This window comes from Streptomyces sp. NPDC031049, assembly GCF_055571015.1.
Genome location: NZ_JBVIGC010000002.1, coordinates 366,029 through 390,491, shown reverse-complemented (window position 1 = coordinate 390,491; position 24,463 = coordinate 366,029). Strand labels below are relative to the sequence as shown.

Annotated in this window: 15 protein-coding genes; 8 read left to right on the top strand and 7 right to left on the bottom strand. The window is 76.0% G+C overall.

Annotated elements, in window-relative coordinates; all coding sequences use genetic code 11:
* Positions 1 to 9: 9 nt before the first annotated feature.
* From ACZ45Q_RS05185 to ACZ45Q_RS05170, 4 genes are all read left to right on the top strand, one after another.
* The gene (locus ACZ45Q_RS05185; protein ID WP_468255094.1) at positions 10 to 3,045 is read left to right on the top strand and encodes a serine/threonine-protein kinase; all 3,036 of its coding nucleotides are present in this window, start codon (positions 10 to 12) and stop codon (positions 3,043 to 3,045) included.
* 3 nt (positions 3,046 to 3,048) lie between these two features.
* Positions 3,049 to 4,437 carry a PP2C family serine/threonine-protein phosphatase gene (locus tag ACZ45Q_RS05180; RefSeq protein ID WP_468255091.1) on the top strand — a complete coding sequence of 463 codons (1,389 nt, stop codon included), beginning with the start codon at positions 3,049 to 3,051 and terminating at the stop codon, positions 4,435 to 4,437.
* A gap of 122 nt (positions 4,438 to 4,559) precedes the next feature.
* Positions 4,560 to 5,906, top strand: coding sequence for a vWA domain-containing protein (locus tag ACZ45Q_RS05175; RefSeq protein ID WP_468255088.1), 1,347 nt, complete (start codon positions 4,560 to 4,562; stop codon positions 5,904 to 5,906).
* A gap of 46 nt (positions 5,907 to 5,952) precedes the next feature.
* Positions 5,953 to 7,365, top strand: coding sequence for an FHA domain-containing protein (locus ACZ45Q_RS05170; protein ID WP_468255084.1), 1,413 nt, complete (start codon positions 5,953 to 5,955; stop codon positions 7,363 to 7,365).
* A gap of 61 nt (positions 7,366 to 7,426) precedes the next feature.
* Here the strand turns inward: ACZ45Q_RS05170 and ACZ45Q_RS05165 are convergent, their stop codons facing one another.
* Complete coding sequence (locus ACZ45Q_RS05165; protein WP_468255082.1) at positions 7,427 to 8,413, bottom strand: methyltransferase domain-containing protein; 987 nt, start codon at positions 8,411 to 8,413, stop codon at positions 7,427 to 7,429.
* A 181-nt stretch (positions 8,414 to 8,594) separates the two neighbouring features.
* Between ACZ45Q_RS05165 and ACZ45Q_RS05160 the strand changes: the two genes are divergently transcribed.
* The 4 genes from ACZ45Q_RS05160 to ACZ45Q_RS05145 all read left to right on the top strand — a co-directional run bounded on the left by ACZ45Q_RS05160 (position 8,595) and on the right by ACZ45Q_RS05145 (position 16,845).
* Positions 8,595 to 8,999, top strand: a complete 405-nt coding sequence (locus tag ACZ45Q_RS05160) for a globin (RefSeq protein WP_468255079.1) — start codon at positions 8,595 to 8,597, stop codon at positions 8,997 to 8,999.
* Positions 9,000 to 9,232: 233 nt separating this feature from the next.
* A complete protein-coding gene (locus tag ACZ45Q_RS05155; protein WP_468255343.1) occupies positions 9,233 to 12,679 on the top strand; it encodes an FtsX-like permease family protein in 3,447 nt (1,148 codons plus the stop codon).
* A 415-nt stretch (positions 12,680 to 13,094) separates the two neighbouring features.
* Positions 13,095 to 15,827: an FtsX-like permease family protein gene (locus ACZ45Q_RS05150; RefSeq protein ID WP_468255076.1), complete on the top strand. Its 2,733-nt coding sequence runs from the start codon at positions 13,095 to 13,097 to the stop codon at positions 15,825 to 15,827.
* A gap of 55 nt (positions 15,828 to 15,882) precedes the next feature.
* Positions 15,883 to 16,845, top strand: coding sequence for an ABC transporter ATP-binding protein (locus ACZ45Q_RS05145; protein WP_468255073.1), 963 nt, complete (start codon positions 15,883 to 15,885; stop codon positions 16,843 to 16,845).
* Between the two features lie 36 nt (positions 16,846 to 16,881).
* On the opposite strand, the gene ACZ45Q_RS05140 is transcribed toward ACZ45Q_RS05145, so the two are convergent.
* The 6 genes from ACZ45Q_RS05140 to ACZ45Q_RS05115 all read right to left on the bottom strand — a co-directional run bounded on the left by ACZ45Q_RS05140 (position 16,882) and on the right by ACZ45Q_RS05115 (position 24,127).
* Positions 16,882 to 17,559, bottom strand: a complete 678-nt coding sequence (locus ACZ45Q_RS05140; RefSeq protein WP_468255070.1) for a DUF8185 domain-containing protein — start codon at positions 17,557 to 17,559, stop codon at positions 16,882 to 16,884.
* On the bottom strand, positions 17,556 to 18,008 hold the full coding sequence (locus ACZ45Q_RS05135; protein ID WP_468255067.1) for an acyl-CoA thioesterase: 453 nt from the start codon (positions 18,006 to 18,008) through the stop codon (positions 17,556 to 17,558). Before ACZ45Q_RS05135 ends, ACZ45Q_RS05140 begins: the two co-directional genes overlap by 4 nt.
* 6 nt (positions 18,009 to 18,014) lie before the next feature.
* Complete coding sequence (ettA, locus tag ACZ45Q_RS05130; protein WP_468255064.1) at positions 18,015 to 19,679, bottom strand: energy-dependent translational throttle protein EttA; 1,665 nt, start codon at positions 19,677 to 19,679, stop codon at positions 18,015 to 18,017.
* Between the two features lie 224 nt (positions 19,680 to 19,903).
* Positions 19,904 to 21,316, bottom strand: a complete 1,413-nt coding sequence (locus tag ACZ45Q_RS05125; RefSeq protein ID WP_468255061.1) for a Cys-Gln thioester bond-forming surface protein — start codon at positions 21,314 to 21,316, stop codon at positions 19,904 to 19,906.
* A 268-nt stretch (positions 21,317 to 21,584) separates the two neighbouring features.
* Positions 21,585 to 22,064, bottom strand: a complete 480-nt coding sequence (locus ACZ45Q_RS05120; protein WP_468255058.1) for a single-stranded DNA-binding protein — start codon at positions 22,062 to 22,064, stop codon at positions 21,585 to 21,587.
* 233 nt (positions 22,065 to 22,297) lie between these two features.
* The gene (locus tag ACZ45Q_RS05115; RefSeq protein ID WP_468255340.1) at positions 22,298 to 24,127 is read right to left on the bottom strand and encodes a YfjP family GTPase; all 1,830 of its coding nucleotides are present in this window, start codon (positions 24,125 to 24,127) and stop codon (positions 22,298 to 22,300) included.
* Positions 24,128 to 24,463 lie beyond the last annotated feature (336 nt).

The following is a 24,463-nucleotide window of genomic DNA, read 5'->3' as shown; positions in this document are numbered from 1 at the left end:
GGCAACGCCATGAGTCAGGCACAGGGATCCTGCCACCGGCCGGACTGCGACGGCACGTACGAGGACATGGGCGGCGGCGCGGTCTACTGCGACACCTGCGGCACGGCGCCCGCCGGGACCGCCTCCGCTCCGGCCGGTCCGGCGTCCGCGGGGAGCGCCTCCGCTCCGGCCGGCCCGGCGTCCGCGGGGAGCGCCGCGGGTTCGCGGAGCAGCGGCGCACAGCACCCCCTGGGGGCCGGCCCGCGGACGGCCGCGCCGGCCCCGCCGGCTCCCGGCCGCTGCCAGCGCCCCGGCTGTGACGGCGGCTATGAGGACGTGGGCGGCGGCGAGCTGTACTGCGACACCTGCGGGCTGGCGCCGGTGGTGTCCGCCTCCGGCGTGGTCGGCTCGGCGCCGACCGGTGTCACCGGCGGCGGCCGGGGCTCGCGCGGCTCGCAGGGCAGCACCGGCTCCCGCGCCGGCAGCCGCAGTTCGCGCACGTCGTCGCAGTCGTCGAAGTCGCGCCGCTCGGTGTCGGGGCGCCTGTCGCGCTCGGTGTCGGGCAGGTCGACCGGCCGCTCGGTGTCGGTGCGCAGCTCGGGCTCGGGCGCCGGGTCCTCCTCGCGCGGCCGGCTCGGAGTGGGCCTGGTCCAGGTGCCGTCGATCCCCCGGCCCGACCCGCGCTCGATGGTGCTGGCCGACCCGGAGGTCCCGGAGCGCAAGCGGTTCTGCTCGCGGTCGGACTGCGGGGCGCCGGTCGGCCGGGCCCGCGGCGACCGGCCGGGGCGGACGGAGGGGTTCTGCACCAAGTGCGGGCACCCGTACTCGTTCGTGCCGAAGCTGCGGGCCGGGGACGTGGTGCACGGCCAGTACGAGGTCGTGGGCTGTCTGGCGCACGGCGGGCTCGGCTGGATCTACCTCGCCGTGGACCGGGCGGTCTCCGACCGGTGGGTGGTGCTCAAGGGCCTGCTGGACACCGGCGACCAGGACGCGATGGCCGCCGCGATCTCCGAGCGGCGCTTCCTCGCGGAGATCGAGCACGCCAACATCGTGCGGATCTACAACTTCGTCGAGCACCTCGACCAGCGCACCGGCTCCCTCGACGGCTACATCGTCATGGAGTACGTCGGCGGCAAGTCCCTGAAGGAGATCGCCAACGCCCGGCGCACCCCGGAGGGCCGGCGGGACCCGCTGCCGGTGGAACAGGCGTGCGCGTACGGCATAGAGGCGCTGGAGGCGCTCGGCCATCTGCACAGCCGCAACCTGCTGTACTGCGACTTCAAGGTCGACAACGCGATCCAGACCGAGGACCAGCTCAAGCTGATCGACATGGGCGCGGTGCGCCGCATGGACGACGACGAGTCGGCGATCTACGGCACGGTGGGCTACCAGGCGCCGGAGGTCGCCGACGTCGGCCCGTCGGTCGCCTCCGACCTGTACACGGTCGGCCGGACCCTCGCGGTGCTGACGTTCGACTTCCAGGGCTACACCAGCGTCTACGCCGACTCCCTGCCCGACCCGGACACCATCGAGGTGTTCCGGCGCTACGAGTCGTTCTACCGCCTGCTGGTGCGGGCCACCGACCCGGACCCGGACCGCAGGTTCGCCTCGGCGCAGGAGATGGCGGAGCAGCTGACGGGCGTGCTGCGGGAGGTGGTCTCGCTCCAGACGGGACGCGCCCGGCCCGCCCTGTCGACGCTGTTCGGCCCGGAATCGCGGGTCACGGACACGGAGTTGTTCCCGAAGCTGGACGGGGAGGTGTCGCGGCTGGGGGCGCGCAAGGTGCCGGTGCGCAGGCGTCCGGCCGCCCGGATCGCGCCCGCCGGACGCCCGGTCACCGCCCAGGCGGGGCCCGCGGCCGTGTCCGGCGGCGCCGGTACGGCAGGGGCGGCCCTGCCGGGCACGGCCGGCCCGGCGGGCCCCGCGCTGCCGGCCGGCGCCTTTGCACCGGCCGTCCCCGGAGGCGGGACGGCCACCTCGGCGCCCCACGCCGCCGTCCCCGCGGCGCCCCACGCGACCGTCCCCGCCACGGCCAACGTCACCGTCCCCGCGACGGCCAACGGCACGGCCCCCGCGGCCCCCGCCCCGGGCATCCCCGCGCCCCCGCCCGGCGCCACCGCCCTGGTCAAGCCGGTCGACGCCCCGCGCGCCTGTCTCGCCCTGCCGGTGCCCCGGGTCGATCCCGGCGACCCCAACGCCGGTTTCCTGGCGGGCCTCATGGCCTCCGCACCGGGTGAACTGCTCACGGCGCTGGCCGCCGCACCGGCCCCGTCGGTCGAGACCCGGCTCCGGCAGATCCGCGCCTGGCTGGAGCACGGCGACGCGTCGGCCGCGCTGAACGCCCTGGCGGAGCTGGAGGGCGAGCGGCCCGACGACTGGCGGGTGGTGTGGTACCGGGGCGTGGTCGCGCAGGTGACCGGCGACCACGAGAGTGCCGCCCTCGCCTTCGACGCGATCTACGACGCCTTCCCCGGTGAGATCGCGCCCAAGCTGGCGCTCGGGCTGTGCGCGGAGGTGCTGGGTCAACTGGACAACGCCGCCGAGTACTACCGGCTGGTGTGGTCCACCGACCCGAGCCATGTCAGCGCCGCGTTCGGCCTGGCCCGGGTCCAGCTGGCCGCCGGCGACCGGCGCGGCGCCGTCCGCACGCTGGAGTCGGTGCCGGAGTCGTCCATCCACTACACGGCCGCCCGCGTGGCTGCGGTGCGGGCGCGGCTGCGGCAGCGCACGGCCACCGGGTCGGACGTGCCCTTCCTCGAGGATCTGACGGCCGCCGCCGGGCAGGTCGAGACGCTGGACGCGTACGGTCTGGACCCGGCGCGCCGCGAGCAGTTGGCGGCCGAGGTCCTCGGCTGCGCCTTGGACTGGGTACTCTCCGGTGGCCAGGGTTCCGCTCCTCCCGCCGCCGGGGGGCGGACGCTGCTCGGCAGCGGCCTGGACGAACGGGGCCTCAGGTTCGGCCTGGAGCGTTCGTACCGCACGCTGGCCCGGCTGGCGCGGGGCGGCGAGGAGAGGATCGACCTGGTGGAACGAGCCAACCGTTACCGCCCCCGGACGTGGGTGTAGTTGATGTCGCAGATGCCCCAGTTGTCCGCCTGCCCGAGCTGCGAGGAACCCCTCGAGTCGGGTGACCGTTTCTGCGGAGCGTGCGGATACGACCTGTCCGCCGTTCCCGAACGACCTCAGGACGACCCGACGATCGCCCTGGACGGCCCGGTGCCCCGCCCCGGCCCGCCCGGCGGCGGACCGCCCGGCGGCGGACCCGGCGTCCCCCAGACGCCACCAGGCGGTGCGGCCTGGCCGGCGGCGCCCGCACCCGAGGGCCCGGGCCGGTCCGCGCCGGTGCACCTGCCGACGGACCTGCCCGGCACCGACTCGGGCGGCGGCCCGCTGCCGCAGCAGTCGCCCGCGCCGCCCACCCAGGAGCCCGCGCCCGGCGTGCGGTTGGACCGTCCGCGGGAGCCCGAGGAGTACCCGCTCCAGGCGCCCGACCCGCGTCTGGCCGCCGACCTGGCCGGGCCCCCGCCGGCCCAGCCCCCCGCCCCGGCGCCCGGCGAACCGGTCTGCGTGGCCTGCCGGGCCGGCCGGGTCGACGACGACGGCTACTGCGAGAACTGCGGCCACGCCCAGCCCCGCGAACGCGACCACCTGGAGCAGGAGTCCGGCCCGGTCGCCGCCGTCAGCGACCGCGGCCTGCGCCACCACCGCAACGAGGACGCGTTCGCCGTCGGCCACACCGCGCTGCCCGACGGCACGCCCGCGGCCGTGGCCGTCGTCTGCGACGGCGTCTCCTCGGCGACCCGCCCCGACGACGCGTCCCTGGCCGCGTCCCGGGCGGCGAGCGAGTCGCTGCTGGCCGCCCTGCCGCGCGGCACGCACCCGCAGCAGGCCATGCACGACGCGATCGTCGCCGCCTCGCACGCCGTCAACGCGCTGGCCGACGAGCCCGCCACGCCCCGCGAGCACGCCGCGCACCAGAACGCCCCGGCCTGCACCCTGGTCGGCGCCGTGGTGACCTCCGGGCTGCTGGTCGTCGGCTGGGTCGGCGACAGCCGGGTCTACTGGGTGCCGGTGGACCGCTCCGCGCCGGCCGCCCGGCTCACCGAGGACGACTCCTGGGCCGCGCAGATGGTCGCCGCCGGCCTGATGACCGAGGCCGAGGCCTACGCCGACGAGCGGGCCCACGCCATCACCGGCTGGCTCGGCGCGGACGCCTACGAACTCGAGCCGCACACCGCCGCGTTCAAACCGGACCGGCCCGGTGTGGTCGTGGTGTGCACCGACGGCCTGTGGAACTACGCCGAGGCGGCGGAGGAGATGGCCCGGGCCGTCCCGCCGGACGCCGCCGACCGGCCGCTGCACAGCGCCCGGGTGCTCGTCGGCCACGCCCTCGACGGCGGGGGCCACGACAACGTAACAGTGGCCGTCGTGCCGTTCCCGGTCACGCCGCAGGGGTAGGTATCGGCGTGAGGCCGGGGGCCGCGCACGCCTGCGCGGGCCGGACTCGCGGACCGCAGGGGGCGGTCCGCTCCAGCCGTCACCCCACCGTCGTGGGGGAGCCGAGGGGGATGCGATCGGGCATGGCCAATTTCTCGAAGTCGAACGTGCCGCAGTTCTCGGTGGACGTGTACCAGAACGAGTACCTGCCGGAGGGCGCCGGCGAGGTCAACGCGATCGTGACGGTCACCGCCACCGGCGGCGGCACGGTCGGCGGCGCGGTCACCGCGCCGCACCTGTACTCGCCCGGCCAGGGGCCGTCCGCGGCCGTCGCGGTCATGGTCGACTGCTCGGGGTCCATGGACTACCCGCCCAGCAAGATGCGCAACGCCCGCGACGCGACGGCCGCCGCCATCGGCACCCTGCGCGACGGCGTGCACTTCGCGGTGGTCGGCGGCACCCACGTGGCCAAGGAGGTCTACCCCGGCGGCGGCCGGCTCGCGGTCGCCGACCCCACCACCCGGGAGCAGGCCAAGCAGGCCCTGCGCAAGCTCACCGCCGGCGGCGGCACCGCCATCGGCACCTGGCTGCGCCTCGCCGACCGGCTGCTCGCCTCGGCGGACGTCGCCATCCGGCACGGCATCCTGCTCACCGACGGCCGCAACGAGCACGAGTCGCCCGAGGAGCTGAAGGCGGCCCTGGAGGCCTGCGCCGGACGGTTCACCTGCGACGCACGGGGCGTGGGCACCGACTGGGAGGTGAAAGAAGTCACAGGCATCGCCTCCGCCCTGCTCGGCACGGCCGACATCGTCGCGGACCCGGCGGGCCTGGCCGACGACTTCACCCGGATGATGGAGACGGCCATGGGCAAGGAGGTCGCGGACGTCGCGCTGCGGCTGTGGACCCCGGTCGGCACCACGGTGAAGTTCGTCAAACAGGTCGCGCCGACGGTCGAGGAGCTGACCGACCGCCGCACGGAGGCGGGTCCGCGGGCCGGGGACTACCCCACCGGCTCCTGGGGCGACGAGTCGCGCGACTACCACGTCTGTGTGGAGGTCCCGCCCGCCGCGATCGGCCAGGAGATGCTGGCCGCCCGGGTGTCGCTGGTCATCCCGCAGCCCGACGGCGGTGCCGAGAACCTGGGCGCCCAGGGTCTGGTCCGGGCGGTGTGGACGGACGACATGGTCGCCTCCACGTCCATCAACCCCCAGGTCGCCCACTACACCGGGCAGGCCGAACTGGCACAAGCCATCCAACAGGGGCTCGAACTTCGCAAAGCTGGCGATATCGATGGAGCAACGGCCAAACTGGGCCGCGCGGTTCAGCTCGCCGGGGCCTCCGGAAACGCGGATACCGCGAAACTGCTCGCGAAGGTGGTGGACGTGGTCGACGCCGCGGCAGGTACTGTGCGACTGAAGGCGAAGGTCGAGGACGCCGACGAGATGACTCTCGAGACCCGGTCGACCAAGACCGTTCGCGTCAAGAAGTAACGCAGGACATCACGCGAGAAGCTCCGCAAGAGGGGGAAGCACCGACATGCCGACCTGCCCGAACGGACACCAGTCGGGTTCCGACGACTGGTGCGAGGTCTGCGGTCACCGCATGGCCGGTGCCGTGCCGCCGCCTCCCCCGCCGCCGCCCCCGGCCGGCGGCTACGGCTTCCCGCCGCCCGGCGGTCCCGGCGGCGGCCCCGGCCCGGCGGGCCCCGGCGGGCCGGCCCGGCCCGGGGGCCCCGAGCCGGAGCTGTGCCCGCAGTGCCGTACGCCCCGCGAGGGCGGTGCGCCCTTCTGCGAGGAGTGCCGGTGGAACTTCCTGACCAACACCGCCACGTCGTACACCCCGGCCGCCCCGCGCCCGCCGGCGCCCGGCCCGGGGGCCCGCTTCCCGCAGCCGCCCGGCCCCGGACCGTCGTACGGCGGTGGTGACGGGTACGACTACCAGAGCTCGCGCCCGTCGCAGATGAACCGTCCCGCCGAGCCGATCCCGCCGGGCCCGCCGGGCTTCGGCGGCGACCCGTCCCGCCCGGTCCCGCCCCCGCCCGGCCCCGGCGGACACGGCGGTCCCGGCGGCCCCGGAGGTCCTGGGAGTCACAGCGGTCCCGGTGGACCCGGGGGCCACAGTGGTCCCGGTGGTCCTGGCGGCCCGGGTGGTCCTGGAGGTCCCCACGGCCCCGGCGGCCACGGTGACGGGCCGAACGGTCCCGGTGGTCCGGGAGGCGCCCCGCAGGGGTTCCAGCAGTCCGGCCCGCCGGCCCCGCCCGCCTTCCCGCAGGAGACCGGGCGACCGGGGCAGGGCGGTCCGTCCTTCGGAGAGGACGACTGGCTGCTCTCCCCGCCGTCGACCGGCCCCGGTGGCGGCCCGGGCGGCCCCGGCGGCCCCGGCGGCCCGAGCGGCCCGGGTGGCCCGGGTGGTCAGAACGGCGCCGGCCAGGGCGGTGGCTACGGCTACCCGCAGCCCGGCGCCACCCACGCCCCGCCCCCGCCGCCGCCCGGACCGGGCTTCCCGCCGCCGCAGCAGCACCAGGCGCCCCAGCAGCCCCAGCAGGTGACCTGGACGGCGACCATCGGCCCGGACCGCGAGTACTTCATGGCGATGATGCAGCGCTCCGGCCCGGAGGCCGCGGGCCTGAACCTGCCCGCGTACTCGCCCGAGCAGCAGCGCACGCTCACCGGCAACCAGATCACCATCGGCCGGCGCCGGCACTCCACCGGCGACACCCCGGACATCGACCTGTCGGTGCCGCCGGAGGACCCGGGCGTCTCGCACCAGCACGCGGTGCTGGTGCAGCAGCCCGACGGCGGCTGGGCGATCGTCGACCAGAACTCGACCAACGGCACCACGGTCAACGGCGCGGAGGAGCCCATCCAGCCCTTCGTCCCGGTCCCTTTGCAGGACGGCGACCGGGTGCACGTCGGCGCCTGGACGACGATCACGATCCGCCGGGGCTGACCCCGGCCGGCCCCCGGACCGGGGCGGTCACGGCGGCAGGTCCCCCCGGGGCCTGCCGCGGTCAGTCGTGGAGGGGCCACACGTACGGCCCCTCCGGCTCGTCCAGCCACGCCCAGGTCCCGCCGGCGCCGACGGTGAGGCCGTAGCGCTCGCGCCCCGGTGCGCGCTCGCGCTCCCACAGGGCGTAGGCCTCCTGCGGATCGAGGCTGCCGCGGGTCAGCGCGAGCAGGAACCGGAACAGGTCGTCCTCCCTCGCCCGGCGCGGCACCGCGGCCGCGTCCGGCACCTCCGTCCGGTGCTGCCCGGCGCCGCGCAGCGGCACGAAGTAGGCCGGCGTGTGCAGGAAACGTCCCTCGGCGTGTGCGGCGTCCCGGACGGTGAGCGCGAGCAGGCCGGTGGCGTACGGCGTGAGGACCCTGCCGCCCGGGCGGCACTGGGCGAGCCAGGCGCGCGGGACGGAGGGCAGCGCACAGGTGGCGATGATCCGGTCGTATGGGGCGCGTTCGGGTACGCCGCGCGCCCCGTCGCCGGTGACCACGGCCGGGTGGTGGCCGGCGGCGGCCAGGTGGCGGCGCGCGGACTCGGTGATCTCCGGGTCGAGGTCGACGGTGGTGACCAGGTCGTCGTCGCCCAGCCGGTGCGCGAGCAGGGCCGCGTTGTAGCCGGAGCCGGCGCCGATCTCCAGGACCCGGTCGCCGTCCCGCACCTCCAGCGCGGCCAGCATCATCGCCATCAGCGAGGGCTGGCTGCTGGAGGACAGCAGCTCCCCGTCGCGCAGCCGGGTGGCCAGCGGAGCGTCGGCGTAGGCGCCGCGCACCCAGCGCTCGCGTGCCGCGGGATCGGGGTGCTCGCCCCAGCGGCGTTCGTAGCCGCCGGCGACGCCGACGTAGTAGTACGGCACGAACAGGTGCCGCGGGACCGCCTCGAACGCCTCCCGCCACACCGGGTCGTCCGCCCAGGCGCCGCTCAGCTCGATCTCCCGCACCAGCGCGGCCCGCGCGGCGGCGGCGAGTCGGTCCAGCCGGTCGTCCGGCGCATGCCCGCCCATGCCCCCACAGTAGGGCCCCGGACCCGGCGAAGGGCCCCGAGCGGCGGAGGTCCTAAGCCTTGAGACCTATGCCGGCCCGTCTGAGACCATGGAGGACGTACTGCAATCCCGGGGGCCTCCCCCTGGGCCCCCGGCCGAACAGCCTCGGGGCGGACCGGCACGAGATTGGTGAGGCACACACGTGACGGAGATTCGGCGCGGCACGCTTCAGGAACAGACGTTCTACGAGCAGGTCGGCGGGGAGGAGACCTTCCGCCGGCTCGTCCACCGCTTCTACCAGGGTGTGGCCGAGGACCCGCTGCTGCGGCCCATGTACCCCGAGGAGGACCTGGGCCCGGCCGAGGAGCGGCTGCGGCTGTTCCTGATCCAGTACTGGGGCGGCCCGACGACCTACAGCGACAACCGCGGCCACCCGCGGCTGCGCATGCGCCACGCCCCCTTCACGGTCGACCGCGCGGCGCACGACGCCTGGCTGAAGCACATGCGGGTGGCCGTCGACGAGCTGGGCCTGTCCGAGGAGCACGAGCGCACGCTGTGGAACTACCTGACGTACGCGGCGGCGTCGATGGTCAACACCCCGGGCTGACGAGGCCCCGGCGCTCCGGGGCCACCGGCGCGCGTCGGCGCGTGACCGCCGCGCGGATTCCGGTCGCCCGTCGCCGGAATCCGGTCGCCCGTCGTCGGATTCCGGTCACGATCCGGTCAAGTCCCCCTCTCAAGCGCTTACCCCCCGTGCGGCTCCTCTGACAACATCGCCGGAAGTCTGTACGACAGCGGCGGGGGGCCGGGTTGACGGGGTTCGGGGGACCGGTGGGATTCGTGCTGCTGCGCGCCCGCGCGCACCGGCTGCTGCTCGCCGCCACCGTGCTCACCGTCCTGCTGACCACGGCCGTCCTGGCCACCCTGACCGCGTACACCGGCACCGTCGGCGACGCCGCCCTGCGGCACGCGCTGCGCGATCCCCGCAGCGCCGCCGACGCCGCGCTGGTCGTCAAGGCGGACGTGCCCGAGGACCGGCGCGAGGAGGCCGACGCGGCCGTACGGGAAGGCGCGGAGCGGGCCTTCGGCGGGCTGCCGGTGACCGTGCGGACGCTCGAGCGCTCGGGCCCGTACGCGCTCCCCGCCGAGTCGCGGCCCGGCACCGCCCGGCCGTCCGACGAGCCCGACCTGACGTTCTTCGCCGAGCTGGACGCCACGCAGGTGCGCCTCACCGAGGGGCGGATGCCGCGGAAGGCGACGGACGGCACGGCGGGCGCAGGGGACGTCGAGGTGGCCCTTCCGGCCGGTGCCGCCGAGCGGCTGGGCCTGCGCACCGGGGCCCGCCTCACCCTCGCCGACCGGCTCGACGGCCCGGCGGTACGGGTGACGGTCACCGGCCTGTACCGGCCCGCCGAGACCACGGCGGCGTACTGGCGGCTGGACGACCTCCGGGGCCGCGGCGTCAAGCACGGCGGCTTCACCACCTACGGGCCGCTGCTGGCCGCGCCGGGTGTGGTCACCGGCGGTGCGGTGAGCACCGGGGCCTCCGGATGGGTGGCCTCGGCGGACTACTCCTCGCTGACGGCCGGCCGGACGGCGGCACTGCGCGAGTCGGCCCGCGCGGGGACGGCCTGGCTGCGCGACCGGCCGGTGCTCGCCGGGGCGACCGCCGTGGACACCGGGCTGCCCGGGATTCTCGAACGCCTCGACCGGTCCCTGGCCGTCTCGCGCTCCACCGTGCTCGTCATCGCCGTGCAGCTGGCCCTGCTGGCGGGCTGCGCGCTGCTGCTGGTCGCCCGGCTGCTGAGCGCCGAACGCGCCGGCGAGCTGCGGCTGCTGCGGGCGCGCGGCGCCTCCCGGGCCCGGCTCGCGGGGCTGTCCGCGCTGGAGGCGCTGCTGCCGGCGGTGCCCGCCGTGGTCTGCGCGCCGCTGCTCGCCGGGCCGCTGACCCGCCTGCTGGCCGGGCAGGGGCCGCTGGAGCGGATCGGGCTGCGCTGGGAGGTCCCGGACGGCGGCGGCCCGGACGTGTGGCTGGCGGCGGCGGTCGCCGCGCTCGGCTGCACCGTCGCGGTGACGCTGCCGGCGCTGGCCTCCTCCTTCGCGGCCGGGCGCAGGTCCCGGCCGCTGCCCGCGCCGCTGCGCGCGGGAGCCGACGTCGGGCTGCTGGCGGTGGCGGGCGTCGCCTGCTGGCAGCTGGACCGGCAGACCGCCGGCACGGCCGGGGACGGCGGCCCGGACACCGGCCCCCTCGGCGTCGATCCGCTGCTCGTCGCGGCGCCCGCGCTGGCGCTGCTGGCGGGGACGGTGCTGGCGCTGCGGCTGCTGCCGCCGGTGGCCCGGCTGGCCGAGCGCCGGGCGGCCGGGGGACGCGGGCTGACCGCGGCGCTGGCCGGCTGGCAGCTGAGCCGCCGCCCGATGCGCGGGGCGGGCCCGGTGCTGCTGCTGGTGCTCGCCGTGGCGCTGGGCATGCTGGCGATCGGGCAGGGCGCCTCGTGGGAGCGCTCGCAGGACGACCAGGCCGACTTCCGCGCCGGGGCGCCGGTGCGCCTGCTCTCCGGCGGGGAGGCGGAGCTGGGCCGCACCGAGACGTACGCGGCCGTGCCGGGCGTCCGGGAGATCGCCCCCGCGGCCCGCGCCGAGCTGACGCTGTCCGGCGACCGGACGGCGACGGTCCTGGCACTGGACACCGCGCACGCGGAACGGACACTGCTGATGCGCCCCGACCTGGCGGACGGGCCGGTCCGCCCGCTGCTGCCCGGTCCGGGCCCCGGGGACACGGCGGGGGCCGGGGGCGGGGCGGCCGGAGACCCGCCGGGCGGGGACGCCACGAGCGACGCCGCCGCGGACGGGGACACGGAGGCCGGGGAGCCGGGCGGTCGCGCGGCGGGCGGGAACTCGCCGGGAGGTGGCACGACGCCCGGGAACTCGCCGGGCGGGGACGCGGCCGGCGGCGGTGCTGCGGCCGGCGTGAAGGTGCCCGAGGGCACGGCGCGGCTGGGGCTGACGGCGGCGCTGCGCAGCTCGCGGTCCGGCTCCGGCCTGACCGCGACGGTGACGATCACCGTCGAGGACCGCTACGGCACCCCCTACCGGCTGCCGGCCGGCGAACTGGCCGCCGACGGCCGCGCCCACACCCTGGGTGCCGAGGTGACGCCCGGCCCGCTGACCCTGACCGGCGTGGAGCTGGTCATGGTGCAGCCGCAGGACCGCGCCGAGCGGCACCGCCTCACCGTGACCGGGGTGACGGCCACGGCCGCCGACGGCACGGTACGGCCGCTGCCGCTGCCCGGGGCCTGGACGGCGGCCGGGGAGAGCGACGGCCAGGAGTCCGGGCCGGGCACGGACGACGCCCCGACGCCGCCGCGCATCCGGTCGTCGGCGCCGCCGTCGGTCGAGTACGGCACCGGGCACACCCCCGCCGACGCCTGGCTGCGGTCGACGCTGACGGTACGGCTGCGGGTCGCCCGGCCCGCGCCGCCCCCGGTCACGGCCGTCGCCACCGACCGTTTCCTGGCCTCGGCCGGGGCCCGCGTCGGGCAGCGGCTGGACGTGACGCTGGGCGGCGAGACTGTCCGGGTGCGGATCGCGCGCGCGGTGCGGGAGCTGCCGACCACGGCACCCGAGACGCCGTCGGCGAAGGACGGCGGGGCCCTGCTGGTCGATCTGCGGACGGTGAACCGGGTGTTGCAGGACCGGTACGGCACGGCGGTCACGCCCACCGAGTGGTGGCTGCGGCCGGCGCCGGGGAAGGCGGACGAGGTCGCGAAGGCGCTGCGTGCCTTCCCGGACGTCGGTCCGGCGCAGGTGGTGGCGCGCGGCGAACTCGCCGAGCGGCTGCGCGACGACCCGTTCGGCGCGGGACCGCAGGCGGCGTTCGCGGCGGCGGCCGGGGTGGCCGCGGCACTGGCCGCGGTCGGATTCGCGGTGAGCGCGGCCGGTTCGCTGCGCGAGCGGGGCGCGGAGTTCGCGGTGCTGCGCGCGCTGGGCGCCCCGCGGCGCCGGCTGGCCCGCGCGGTCGCCGTGGAACAGGGCGTGCTGATCGGGCTGGCCCTGCTGGTGGGCACGGTTCTGGGGGCGGTGCTGACCCGGGCGGTGGTTCCGCTGGTCGTCCTCACCCCGCAGGCCACCCGGCCGGTCCCCGACGTGCACGTCGCCCTGCCGCCGGGGCAGGTCGCCGTACTCCTGGCCGCCGTGGCCCTCGCCCCGCTGCTGGTGACGGCGGCCCTGTCGGCACGCCGCCCCGACCCGGCGACGACGCTCCGCGAACGGGGAGGCGAGCCGGCATGACCCTCGTGACCACCCTCCCGCGCACCGACGAGCCCCCGACGCCGTCCACCCGCCGGAGCCGCCCGCGGGCGTACGGCCGCGACCCGCACGCGGTCCGCCGCGCGCCCCGCTCGCTCCGCAACGCGCCGCAGGCGCTCCGCCACGACCCGCGTGCGGTCCGCCGCCAGCCGCACGCGGTCCGTCACGAGCCCCGCGCGCTCCGCCGCCGGCCGCACGCGCCCCACCACGAGCCCCGCACGCCCCACCACGAGCCCCGCGCGCTCCCGCACGCGCCGCACGCGGTCCGCCGCGAGCCCCGAGCGCTCCGCCGCGACCCGCACGCGGTCCGCCGCGCGCGGCCCGCGTGCCGTCTCAGGTGCGGCGGTGGGGGCGAGGCACCCGCTGCGTGCCGTGGCCGGGCGGGAGGTGACGGCCGGTGAAGCGGGCTGCCGTGCCCTGGGTGCGTACGCGGCTGCGGGCCGCCCCCGGCGCCGCGCTGGCGCTGGCGCTGCTGGTCGCGCTGACCGCGGCTCTGGCCGCCGCGTTCCCGCGCGCCCTGGACCGGTACGAGGACGCGGGACTGAGCCGGGCCGTCGCCGCGGCGCATCCCGACCGGACCAGCGTCCTGGTGACCGGCCCGGAACCCGACCTCGGGCTCGACGCGCACGAGCGCGAGGCCGAGCTGACCCCCGAGGCGCTCGGCGGCCACTACCGCGACATCGTCGGCGCCGTGCCGGACCCGCTGGTCCTCGACCGGTCGCGGTCCACGTACGGCGTGCGCACCTTCGAGGGCCTGGAGGCGGCGGAGCCCTGGCTGCCCCGGCCCGGCGGGCTGGCCACGCGGATGGTCCTCACCGCCCCGCACGGCCTCGGCGACCACGCCCGGCCGCGCACCGGCCGCCTGCCCCGGGTGACCGGCGCCCCGGTGACCGCCGGGACCAGGTCCGTGGAGGCCGCGGTCACCGCGCAGACGGCGAAGACCCTGCACATCGAGGTGGGTTCGGTCCTGCACGTCCCCGCCGTGAACGGCCCGCTCGCCGTCCGGATCACCGGCGTCGTCGAGCCCCGCGAGCCCGACGGCGCCTACTGGTCGACCGAGCCCGTGCTGCGCACCCCGTCCCTGATGCGCGTACCGGGCACGGAGGGCCCGGACGCCCCGACGTACTGGCTCGGCGCCCTGCTGCTCGCCCCCGAGGCGGCCCCGGTGCTGCTGGGCACCGCCGGAGGGGCCCAGCGCTACTGGCACCTGGTCCCGGACGGCGACGCGCTGCACGGCCGCGAACTGCGCCGGCTCGAGTCCGCCGTGGCCGCACTGGAGTCCGGACCCGGCCTGCAACGGATCCGCTCGGCCGTCAGCCCGTTCACCGACGTCGCCACCGGCCTCGACGAGGTGCTCGCCTCCTACGAACGGGTGCGCGCCGGCATCGGCCCGCTCGTCGCGGTGGCCGCGGCCGGCACCGGCACGGTCACCGCCGTCGTCCTGCTGATGGCGGGCGGCCTCGCCGCCGACCGCCGCCGAGCCGAACTGGCGCTGCTGCGCGCCCGCGGCGCGTCCCTGGCCGGGGTGGCCGCGCGGCTGCTGGCGGAGACGGCGGTCGTGGCCCTGCCCGCGGGCGCCCTCGGCCTGGCCGCCGCCGTGCTCGCCCTGCCCGGCGCGCGGCTCGCCCCGTCGGTGTGGGCCGCCGCCGCGGTCACCGCCCTGGCCTGTGCCGCGCTGCCCGCGCGGGCCGTCGTCACGCACCGGGCGGCGCGGGTGCACGGCGGCCGGCAGGACGTGGCGGCGGTACGGCCCTCCCGGCGCCGTACGGTCGCGGAGGCGACGCTGGTGGCCCTCGCCCTCGGCGCGGTCGAACTGCTGCGCAGACGCGGCGCGTCGGGCACCGGGGGCGGCCTGGTCTCGCTGGCGCCGGTGCTGGTGGGCGTGGTCGCGGCGCTGGTGCTGGTCCGCGTCTACCCGCTGCCGCTGCGCCGGCTGGCCCGGCCCGCGGGACGGCTGCGCGGTGCGGTGGCCCCGCTGTCGCTGGCCCGCGCCGGCCGTACGTCGGCGTCGGCGGTGCTGCCCCTGCTGGCGCTGCTGACCGCGCTCACCACGGCGGCCTTCGGCGGCTCGGTGCTGGCCGGCGTGGACGATGCCCGGGAGCGTGCGGCGCTGCTCGCCCTCGGCGCCGACGCCCGGGTGGAGACGGTGGGACCGCTGCCCTCCGGCCTGCCCGGCCGGCTGCGCGACACCCCCGGCGCCGAGGGACTGGCCGCGGTGAGCATCGCCCAGCAGGCCAAGCTCGACCACGACCGGCAGTCGGTACCGGTGGCCGGCGTGGACCCCGCCGCCTACGCCGCGCTGGCGGCCCGCACCGGTCTGGGGGCCTTCGACGCGAACGAGCTGAGGCGCTCCGGCAGGACGGCGCAGGAGCCGCTGCCGGCGCTGGCCTCCCCCGAGGTCGCCGAGCGGTACGGCACCGGTCCGTTCCCGGTGCGCTGGGACGACGGTACGACGGTCAGCGTGCGGATCGTGCTGCTCCGGGAGCGCACCCCGGCCGTGCCGGGTACCGAGTTCCTGGTCGTGGACCGCGCGGGGCTGTCGGCCGAGGCGGCCCGGCCGACCGCGCTGCTGCTGTCCGGCGCGGACCTGGACGGCGCTGCCCTGCGCCGGGCCGCGGGCGACGCGGCGCCGGTGCAGCTGCGGGCGGAGGAGCGGGCCCGGTACGTCGACTCCCCCCTCCAGTCCGGCGCCGAGCGCGTCTACGCGGCGGCGGTGGCGGCCGGCGCCGGTTACGCCGTCCTGGCCCTGCTGCTGTCCTTCCTGCGCGCCGCCCCGGAACGCGCCGCCCTCCTCGCCCGTCTGCGCACCATGGGCCTGACCCGCGCCCAGGGCCGCCGCCTGCTCGTCCTGGAGTCCCTCCCCCAGGCCTTCCTGGCCGCCGCGGGTGGTGCCCTGACCGGCTGGGCGACCGTCCGGCTGCTCTCCCCCGGCATCGACCTGACGGCCATCGCCCTGGCGGCGACGGTCTCCCCCGCCGGCGAGACGGCCCGGCTCCGGGCCGACCCGTGGTCCCTGGCGGTCCCGGCGGCCGCGGTGCTGCTGCTGGCGGTCGGCGTCGCGGGGGCCCAGGCGTGGTGGTCGGGCCGCCGGGGTTCGGTGGTGGAGCTACGGGCGGGAGACACCGGATGAACCACCCCGCCACCGCAGGCCCGGCCCGCCCCGGGACACCTCTCAGGAGATCCGGATGACCAGCGAACCCACCCTCACCGACCTCGCCGACCGCGCCACCGCCGCCCGCAACCGCCCCGCCTACGGCCACGACGCGCTGATCACCTGCGACCGGCTGGTCCGCATCTTCCGTGCGGACGGCGTCGAGGTGCAGGCCCTCCAGGGTCTGGACCTGCTGGTCCGCGAGGGCGAGCTGATGGCCCTGGTCGGCGCGTCCGGCAGCGGCAAGTCGACGCTGATGAACATCCTCGCCGGCCTGGACACCCCCACCGCCGGTGCGGCCCGCGTCGCCGGCCGCGACCTGCTGACGATGTCCGCCAAGGACCGCCTGGCCTACCGCCGCGAGGTCGTCGGCTTCGTCTGGCAGCAGACCGCCCGCAATCTGCTGCCGTACCTGACCGCCGCCCAGAACGTCGTCCTGCCCATGCGGCTCGCCGGCGGGCGCGGCCGGTCCGCGCGCCGCGCCCGGGCCGACCGGGCCCTGGAACTCCTGGAGCTGCTGGACGTCGCCGACTGCCGCGACCGGCGCCCGGCACAGCTGTCCGGCGGCCAGCAGCAGCGCGTGGCGATCGCCGTCGCCCTGGCCAACGAGCCTTCGGTGCTGCTCGCCGACGAACCCACCGGTGAACTCGACTCGCACACCGCGGAGCAGATCTTCGCCGCCTTCCGCACCGCCAACGAACGGCTCGGCACCACCATCGTGATCGTCACCCATGACCAGGCGGTGGCCGCCGAGGTCCGCCGCACGGTCGCCATCCGGGACGGCCGTACGTCGACGGAGGTGCTGCGGCACAGCGAGGTGGACGCCGCGACGGGCGACGAGACGGTGGTGGCCCGCGAGTACGCCATGCTGGACCGCGCGGGCCGGCTCCAGCTGCCCGCGGAGTACACCAGTGCCCTGGGCATGCGCGACCGCGTGGCACTGGAACTGGAACCGGACCACATCGCCGTCCGCCCGGACGACACCGACCGCACGTGACGACGGCAGCCGTCGGGGTGCCCTGACGCCCGGCGGTCAGTTGACGCTGATGCCCAGCGCGCTGCTCCCGGTCCGGCGCACCACGACCGACCCGTACGCCGTGCGCAGCCGCAGCCAGGCACCGGAGGAGAAGAGCACCGGCGCCCCCTCGGGCCCGGTCGGGCGCAGGAACCCCAGCGACTGGGCCGCGTGCACGGCCCGCACCGGCAGCCCGGTGCCGCCGACCGTGCGGGACCAGATGTCCCGGCCGATCCGGTCGAGTTCGGCCCTGGTCCGCGCCTCGGGCGCCAGTTCCCGCGTACGGCGCCGGAACTCGGCGACGCCCGCGGCCACCAGCGCGCGCAGCGCGTCCGGGGACGGCAGGCCGGGCTCCGGCCGCCAGCCGCCGCGCGGCGGGAGGACACCCGCCCACGGCGGACCGGTCACCGCCGCGGGCACGGCCGCCGTGGCGCCCGCCTCGTCCACCGACTCCAGCAGCTCACCGGCGGACACCGTCACGTCGAGGGTGACGTCGAGCCCGTTCTCGTAGGGCTTGGCCAGCCGTACCGCGCGGACGGCCAGCACCTCGAAGGAGGGCGGCCGGCCGAAGACGGCCAGCGCGGTCCCGGCGGCCTGGAGGCGGACCGCCGCCGACCGGTCGTAGTGGAGCAGCCGGGAGAGGAAGGCCGCGAGATCCGCCGCCTCCCCCTCGTCGGCGAGGTGGAGCACCGTCATGCGGCGACGGCCTCCTCCTCGTCCTCGCTGCCGCCGTCGTCGCCCGCCCCCGCGTCCTCCGGGGAATCCCGGTACTCCTCCAGGAACTCCCGCTCCTCGGCGGTGATCCGGCGGGGCCGCTGCGCCTCGAAGTCGAAGGGCACGATGACGGTCGAGGCCCGGACGTAGACCTGGTCGCCGTCCTTCACCTCGTAGGACAGGGTGAAGGAGGCGGCCCTGATCTCGGTGACCCACAGCTCGATGTCGACCGGGGTGTGCCGGTGGACGAGCTGCCGCTTGTAGTCGATCTCGTGGCGCGCCACCACCGACCCCTGCTGGAAGTCCTTGTCCGGGCGGAACAGGAAGTCAATACGGGCCTCCTCCAGGTAGCGGAGGAAGACCACGTTGTTGACGTGGCCGTACGCGTCCATGTCCGCCCAGCGCAGCGGGCAGCGGTAGAGATGCCGCAAGATCGATCAGCCCCGGGTCAGCTTCTTGTAGGTGGCGCGGTGCGGACGCGCGGCGTCCGGACCCAGCCGCTCGATCTTGTTCTTCTCGTACGACTCGAAGTTGCCCTCGAACCAGAACCACTTGGACTCGCCCTCGTAGGCGAGGATGTGCGTGGCGACGCGGTCCAGGAACCACCGGTCGTGGGAGACGACCACGGCGCACCCGGGGAACTCCAGCAGCGCGTTCTCCAGGCTGCTGAGGGTCTCGACGTCGAGGTCGTTGGTGGGCTCGTCGAGGAGCAGCAGGTTGCCGCCCTGCTTGAGGGTGAGCGCCAGGTTGAGCCGGTTGCGCTCACCGCCGGAGAGCACCCCGGCCGGCTTCTGCTGGTCCGGGCCCTTGAAGCCGAAGGCGGAGACGTACGCCCGGCTGGGCATCTCGACCTGTCCGACGTTGATGTAGTCCAGCTCGTCGGAGACGACGGCCCACAGCGTCTTCTTCGGGTCGATGTTCTCGCGGCTCTGGTCGACGTAGGAGATCTTGACGGTGTCGCCGACCTTGATGGTGCCGGAGTCCGGCTCCTCGAGCCCCTGGATCATCTTGAACAGGGTCGTCTTGCCCGCGCCGTTCGGCCCGATGACACCGACGATGCCGTTGCGCGGCAGCGTGAAGCTGAGGTCGTCGATGAGGACCTTCTCACCGAAGGCCTTGTGGAGGTTGCTGACCTCCACGACGACGTTGCCCAGGCGCGGGCCCGGCGGGATCTGGATCTCCTCGAAGTCCAGCTTCCGCATCTTCTCGGCCTCGGCGGCCATCTCCTCGTACCGGGCCAGACGCGCCTTGGACTTGGCCTGCCGCCCCTTGGCGTTGGAGCGGACCCACTCCAGCTCGTCCTTGAGCCGCTTGGCGCGCTTGGCGTCCTTCTGGCCCTCGACCTTCAGACGGGTCTGCTTGGTCTCCAGGTACTTGGAGTAGTTGCCCTCGTAGCCGTGCAGCCGGCCGCGGTCGACCTCGCAGATCCACCCGGCGACGTTGTCCAGGAAGTACCGGTCGTGGGTCACGGCCACGACGGTGCCCTCGTACTTGGCGAGGTGCTGCTCCAGCCAGTTCACCGACTCGGCGTCGAGGTGGTTGGTGGGCTCGTCGAGCAGCAGCAGGTCGGGCTGCTCCAGCAGCAGCTTGCAGAGCGCGACGCGGCGCTTCTCACCGCCGGAGAGGTTGCTCACGGGCCAGTCGCCGGGCGGGCAGCCGAGCGCGTCCATGGCCTGCTCGAGCTGGGCGTCGAGGTCCCATGCGTTGGCGTGGTCGAGCTGCTCCTGCAGCTTGCCCATCTCGTCCATGAGCTCGTCGGTGTAGTCGGTCGCCATCTGCTCGGCGATCTCGTTGAACCGGTCGAGCTTGCCCTTGATCTCGGCGACACCCTCCTGGACGTTCTCCAGGACGGTCTTCTCCTCGTTCAGCGGGGGCTCCTGCAACAGGATGCCCACGGTGTAACCGGGAGTGAGGAAGGCCTCACCGTTCGACGGCTGCTCCAGCCCCGCCATGATCTTGAGAACGGTCGACTTACCGGCACCGTTCGGGCCGACGACGCCGATCTTCGCCCCGGGGAGGAAGTTCAGGGTGACGTCGTCGAGGATCACCTTGTCGCCGTGCGCCTTGCGCGCCTTGCGCATGGTGTAAATGAACTCAGCCAAGAGAAACCGTCCGGCAGCTTGAATCTGGCAGTGGGCAGATACACCCCATCTTGCCGTACCGCCACCCCTGGGAGGAAACGCGTTCCCCGCGGGGGCTCTGACCTGCTGTTTCAGGGGCAGGTGCCGGCTTCCGGTCTCGTGGACGGCACGGTAGTGGGGCGGGTGCGGCGGCCGGCTCGTGGGTGGGGCCGGCCGCCGGCGGGGGGCGTTCTCCGGCGCCCCGGTCAGGCGTCCGGAGTCGTGTTCTTCCTGCGGACCACCAGCAGGGTCGCGCCGCCGAGGACCAGCAGGGTCAGGGCGATGCCGCCGATCAGCGGGGTCACGCCCGAGCTGCCGGTCTCGGCGAGGTTGGTGTCCGAAGCCGGGTCGCCCCCGGCCGCGGGGGTCGGCTCGCCCAGGGTCTGGGTCGCCTCGCCCGCCGTCGTCACTCCCTTCGTCCGGCAGTCGAGGACGCCGGTGAAGCGCTGCTCGAAGCCGCCCGGTCCGTGGATCGTGAAGTCGTAGGCGCGGTCCTCCTGGAGCGGCACCGGCACCGTGCGGGTCTCGCCGGCGGCGATGGTGTGCTCCGTGCCCATCAGCTCGAACGTGAACGGCTCGTCGCCCGTGTTGACCGCCGTGATGTCCACGCCCCCCTCGGCGCAGTTCTTCGCCACGGACAGTGCCGGTATCGGGCCGTTCTCCGCCCAGGTCGCGGACGCCGTCGCCGAGACCGTCGACTGGCTGGAGCCGGCGAGGATCTGGGTCTGGCTGCGGCTCTCGGAGGCGAAGGCCCGGCCGACGGGCACGGACGTGGAGGCCTGCACGGTCAGCGTCGCGGTGCCGGCCGGGGCGTCCTCGGGGACGTCGACGTAGATCTGGCTGCCGTCGGTGGCGGAGGTGACGGGCCTGCCGTCCTTGTCGACGATCCGCACGCCGCTCTTGGCGGCGTCCGCCGGGGGTGCCACCGTCACGCCGGCCGCATTGGTGTGCACCGTGATCGGGCCGAGCGGCTCTCCGGGGCGGCCGGAGACCGCGGGCGGGTCGAGGGTCAGCGACGCCTTTGGCTCGCCCAGGTGCCGGGCCTTCTTCTCCAGGTAGTCCGCGAGCCGCTCCGCCTGGGGGTCGACGGCCTCGACGTCCGCGTCGTCCGAGTAGCGCCAGATGGCCACCTGGGTGCCGGCCGCCGCGTCCTGCTCGGTGAGCCCGCCGCGCACGCCGGCCTTCTTGGCGAGCGCCGCGAGATCGTTGACCTGCGGGTAGGAGTTCTGGAGGATCCAGCGGATCCGGCCCGCGTCCTCGTTGACGCCCAGGGAGGTGCCGCTCCACGGGGTCTCGTGGTACTTGGCGTCCGTCTGCGTGGGGTTGTGGACGTCCACGCAGTACGTCTGGAGGGTGCCGCCGCCCTCGACGGACATCTCGAACAGGCCCGCCGACAGCTGCTGGTCGCCGGCGTCGCCGTGTATCACCGCGGCGCCGAACGTCTTCAGGCCGCCTATCGTCGCCGTCGCCCCGCCCCGGCCCGGCGCCGTGTCGTCCGCCGCGGCGCGGCCGGCGCCGGCCACCACGGCGGTGGCGGCGAGTGCCGACACCGCCGTAGCGGCGGCGACCCGCACCGCTCCTCGCCCGGTCGCGGAACGCACTGAGAACGAAGCAAGCACCAAATTCCCCTTCGAGCAGGACCCGTTGACGTGGGCGGCACGGTCCCACCAGCAGAATCAGCAGCCCCAGAAGGCCTGTTCGGCATCCTAAGGATCTCCGGCACCACCCTTCGCGGGGATGCCGTCCGATCACCGATCCGACTCGTAATCGTTATCGCCACGGCCGTCGTGAGCAGGGCTTATCGACAAATCCATGCGGGGACCGACCGGCATCGATGCGCCGATAAGCCGCGGTTCGGTCAGGGCGTGGAGGCACGGCCGGGTGGCGTCAGGTCACGGCCGCGGGCTCCGGCCGGGCCTCCGCCTCCCGGTCCTGCGCCGCTTCGGGGGCCGGGTTCTCCCATTCGGGTTCGGGCCGCGGCGGGGACGACGCGGACGACTGCGTCTCGGGCCGGTTCGCCCGCCGGAAGGCCGAGGTCCCCCGCGCGAGATCGTGGCCGATCGCCACGGCGTCGATGTCCGCCGACGTCCAGTTCTGCCCCTCGCGCACATCGCTGCGCACCTTCAGCCGGCCCTGCACGACGACCGGGTCGCCCACTCCCAGCGAGGACGCCGCGTTCGTGGCGAGCTGCCGGTTGGCCCACACCGTGAAGAAGTTGGTGTGGCCGTCCGTCCAGGCGTTCTTCTCCCGGTCCCAGTACCGCGCGGTCACCGCGAGCCGGAACCGCGCCGAGGGGCCGTTGACCAGTTCCCGGTACACCGGCTGGGTCGCCACGTTGCCCACCGCGCAGATCATCGTCTCGTTCATCGTCTTCCACCCCTTGTGCCCAAACGCCCGGCGGGCCCGTCCCGCGGGGCTGCGTCTGCCGCGCCGGCCGCTGCGATCGCGGTCGGCACACGGCCAGACTGCCGCCCCGGGAACGGGCCCGCCGGGCGCTGTGGACCGCCCTCGTGCCTGTGGAAAACCTCGTCACCCGGGTGAGTGACTCCCGATCGTCCCCGCCCGCCGCCGACAGGCGCCCGGGCGTCGGGCGAGCAGGCCTACCGCGCCCCCACCCCCGTGACCCTCCCGTACTGCTCCCGCACCTCCCGGTACCGCAGCAGCTCCGCCGCCACCGGGTCCAGCACCCTGGCCCGGCCGCAGCCCGCCGCCGCCTCCCGCAATCGGCGTTCCGCCTCCAGCCCGTACCGCCGGGCCGGGCCGCGGGCCGCCATCCGGCAGCTCCACTCGATGACGGGCCCGCCGACGATGCCGCACACCATGAGCAGCACCGGCACGCCCAGGTTCGGCGACATCACCCCGATGATCTGGCCCAGCAGCCACAGGCCGCCCACCACCTGAAGCAGCGTCATCGAGGCCTGCGCCAGCACCGCCATCGGCCACCACCCCGGCCGCGGCGGGCGCCCCGGCGGCAGCCCGGCGCGCGAGGCCAGCTCGTCGAGCGCCTCGGGCAGCCCCTGGGAGCCGCGGACGGCGGCCTCGCGCACCGCCTGCGCCCACGGCGCCGGCAGCCCGGCCGAGGCGCGGTCGGCGACCGTGCGCACCGCCTGCTCGACGCGCTGGCGGGCCGTCGCCTCCTCGTCGGCCTGGGCGCGCAGCGGGAGCCGCCCGGTGGGGGGTTCACGCCGGTCGTGGTACCAGCGCCACAGCCGCAGCCAGGGTGTGCCGCACGCGCGGTTGGCGTTGCGCAGCCAGGCGCGCTCGGCCGCGTCACCCGCCGCCGTGGCGCCGACGGCGTCCGCGAGCCGCGCCGCGAACTCCTCCCGCGCCTCCTCGCTGAGCCCGGTCCGCCGCCCGGTGACGTAGACGGGCCGCAGCCGCCACGCGGCGGCGTCCACGTCGGCGGAGATGCGCCGCGCGGGCGCGGTGCGCTCCGCGACGAACTGGCCGAGCAGCTCCTTCAGTTCGGCGACGCCGTCACCGGTGAGCGCGGACAGCGACAGCACGGTGGCGCCCGGCTCGCCGTACTCCCCGAGGGCGATCCCGTCCTCGTCGAGCAGCCGCCGCAGGTCGTCGAGGACCTGCTCGGCGGCCTCCCCGGGCAGCCGGTCGATCTGGTTGAGCACGACGAAGGTGACCTCGGCGTGCCCGGCCATGGGCCGCAGATACCGCTCGTGGAGTACGGCATCGGCGTACTTCTCCGGGTCGACGACCCAGATGACGGCGTCGACGAGCGCCAGGATGCGGTCCACCTGCTCGCGGTGCTGTACGGCCGCCGAGTCGTGGTCGGGCAGGTCGACCAGGACCAGTCCGCGCAGCTCTCCGTCGGCGTCCTGGTGCTGCACGGGGCGGCGCCGCAGCCGGCCGGGGATGCCGAGCCGGTCCAGCAGCGCGGCGGCGCCGTCGCTCCAGCTGCACGCGATGGGTGCCGCGGTGGTCGGCCGGCGCACCCCCGTCTCCGAGATGGTCACTCCGGCGAGTGCGTTGAACAGCTGGGACTTGCCGCTGCCGGTGGCGCCCGCGATGGCGACGACGGTGTGCTGTCCGGAGAGCCTGCGCCGCGCGGCGGCCTCGTCGAGCACCCGGCCGGCCTCGGCCAGCGTCCTGCTGTCGAGCCGGGTGCGGGAGAGGCCGACGAGTTCCCGCAGGGCGTCCAGGCGCGCCCTGAGCGGCCCGTCGTACGCCAGGGGCATCACGTTGGCCGCGCCGTGCGGCCTGGCGCGCTCGGCGGGCACGTACCGCTCGACGGGGGTGTACTGCTCGGCCCCTCCGGTCTCGTTCATCCGGCGCGCGATGAGACCGTCGTCCCAGGCGCCCTCCTCGTCCCCGGGGAAGGAGTCCCCGGCGGGCCCCCTGGACGCGTCCCGTGCGGAGTCCCCCCGCGCGCGGGCGTCGTGTTCCCGTTCGGCGTAACGATCCCGCTCGTCCATGCGTCCGCGCCCGTCCCCGCGTCCCCGCCCGCCCTCGCGCTCCCGACCCCCGCGGACCCGTTCCCGTTCCCGTTCCCGTTCCCGTCCCCGGTCCCGCCCCCAGTCCCGCTCCGGTTCCCGGTCCCGGTCCGCCTCTCGGCCCCGGACACTGCCCCGCTCCATATCGCCTTCCCGTTCCCGGTCCCGGTCGCGCTCCCGGTCCCGTCCCCGTTCCCGGTCGCGGCCACGGTCCAGCAGCCGCCAGCGCTCGCGCGGCCGCCGGCTGCGTCCCGCGCCCTCCCCGGCCCCGCCCTCGGTCTCGGTCTCGGTCTCGGCCTCGGCCGCGGTCCCGTCCTC

Coding starts and splice junctions, on each gene's coding strand:
- ACZ45Q_RS05185 (WP_468255094.1), top strand. CDS start 10: ATGAGTCAGGCACAGGGATCCTGCCACCGGCCGGACTGCGACGGCACG.
- ACZ45Q_RS05180 (WP_468255091.1), top strand. CDS start 3,049: ATGTCGCAGATGCCCCAGTTGTCCGCCTGCCCGAGCTGCGAGGAACCC.
- ACZ45Q_RS05175 (WP_468255088.1), top strand. CDS start 4,560: ATGGCCAATTTCTCGAAGTCGAACGTGCCGCAGTTCTCGGTGGACGTG.
- ACZ45Q_RS05170 (WP_468255084.1), top strand. CDS start 5,953: ATGCCGACCTGCCCGAACGGACACCAGTCGGGTTCCGACGACTGGTGC.
- ACZ45Q_RS05165 (WP_468255082.1), bottom strand. CDS start 8,413: ATGGGCGGGCATGCGCCGGACGACCGGCTGGACCGACTCGCCGCCGCC.
- ACZ45Q_RS05145 (WP_468255073.1), top strand. CDS start 15,883: ATGACCAGCGAACCCACCCTCACCGACCTCGCCGACCGCGCCACCGCC.
- ACZ45Q_RS05140 (WP_468255070.1), bottom strand. CDS start 17,559: ATGACGGTGCTCCACCTCGCCGACGAGGGGGAGGCGGCGGATCTCGCG.
- ACZ45Q_RS05120 (WP_468255058.1), bottom strand. CDS start 22,064: ATGAACGAGACGATGATCTGCGCGGTGGGCAACGTGGCGACCCAGCCG.
- ACZ45Q_RS05115 (WP_468255340.1), bottom strand. CDS start 24,127: ATGGACGAGCGGGATCGTTACGCCGAACGGGAACACGACGCCCGCGCG.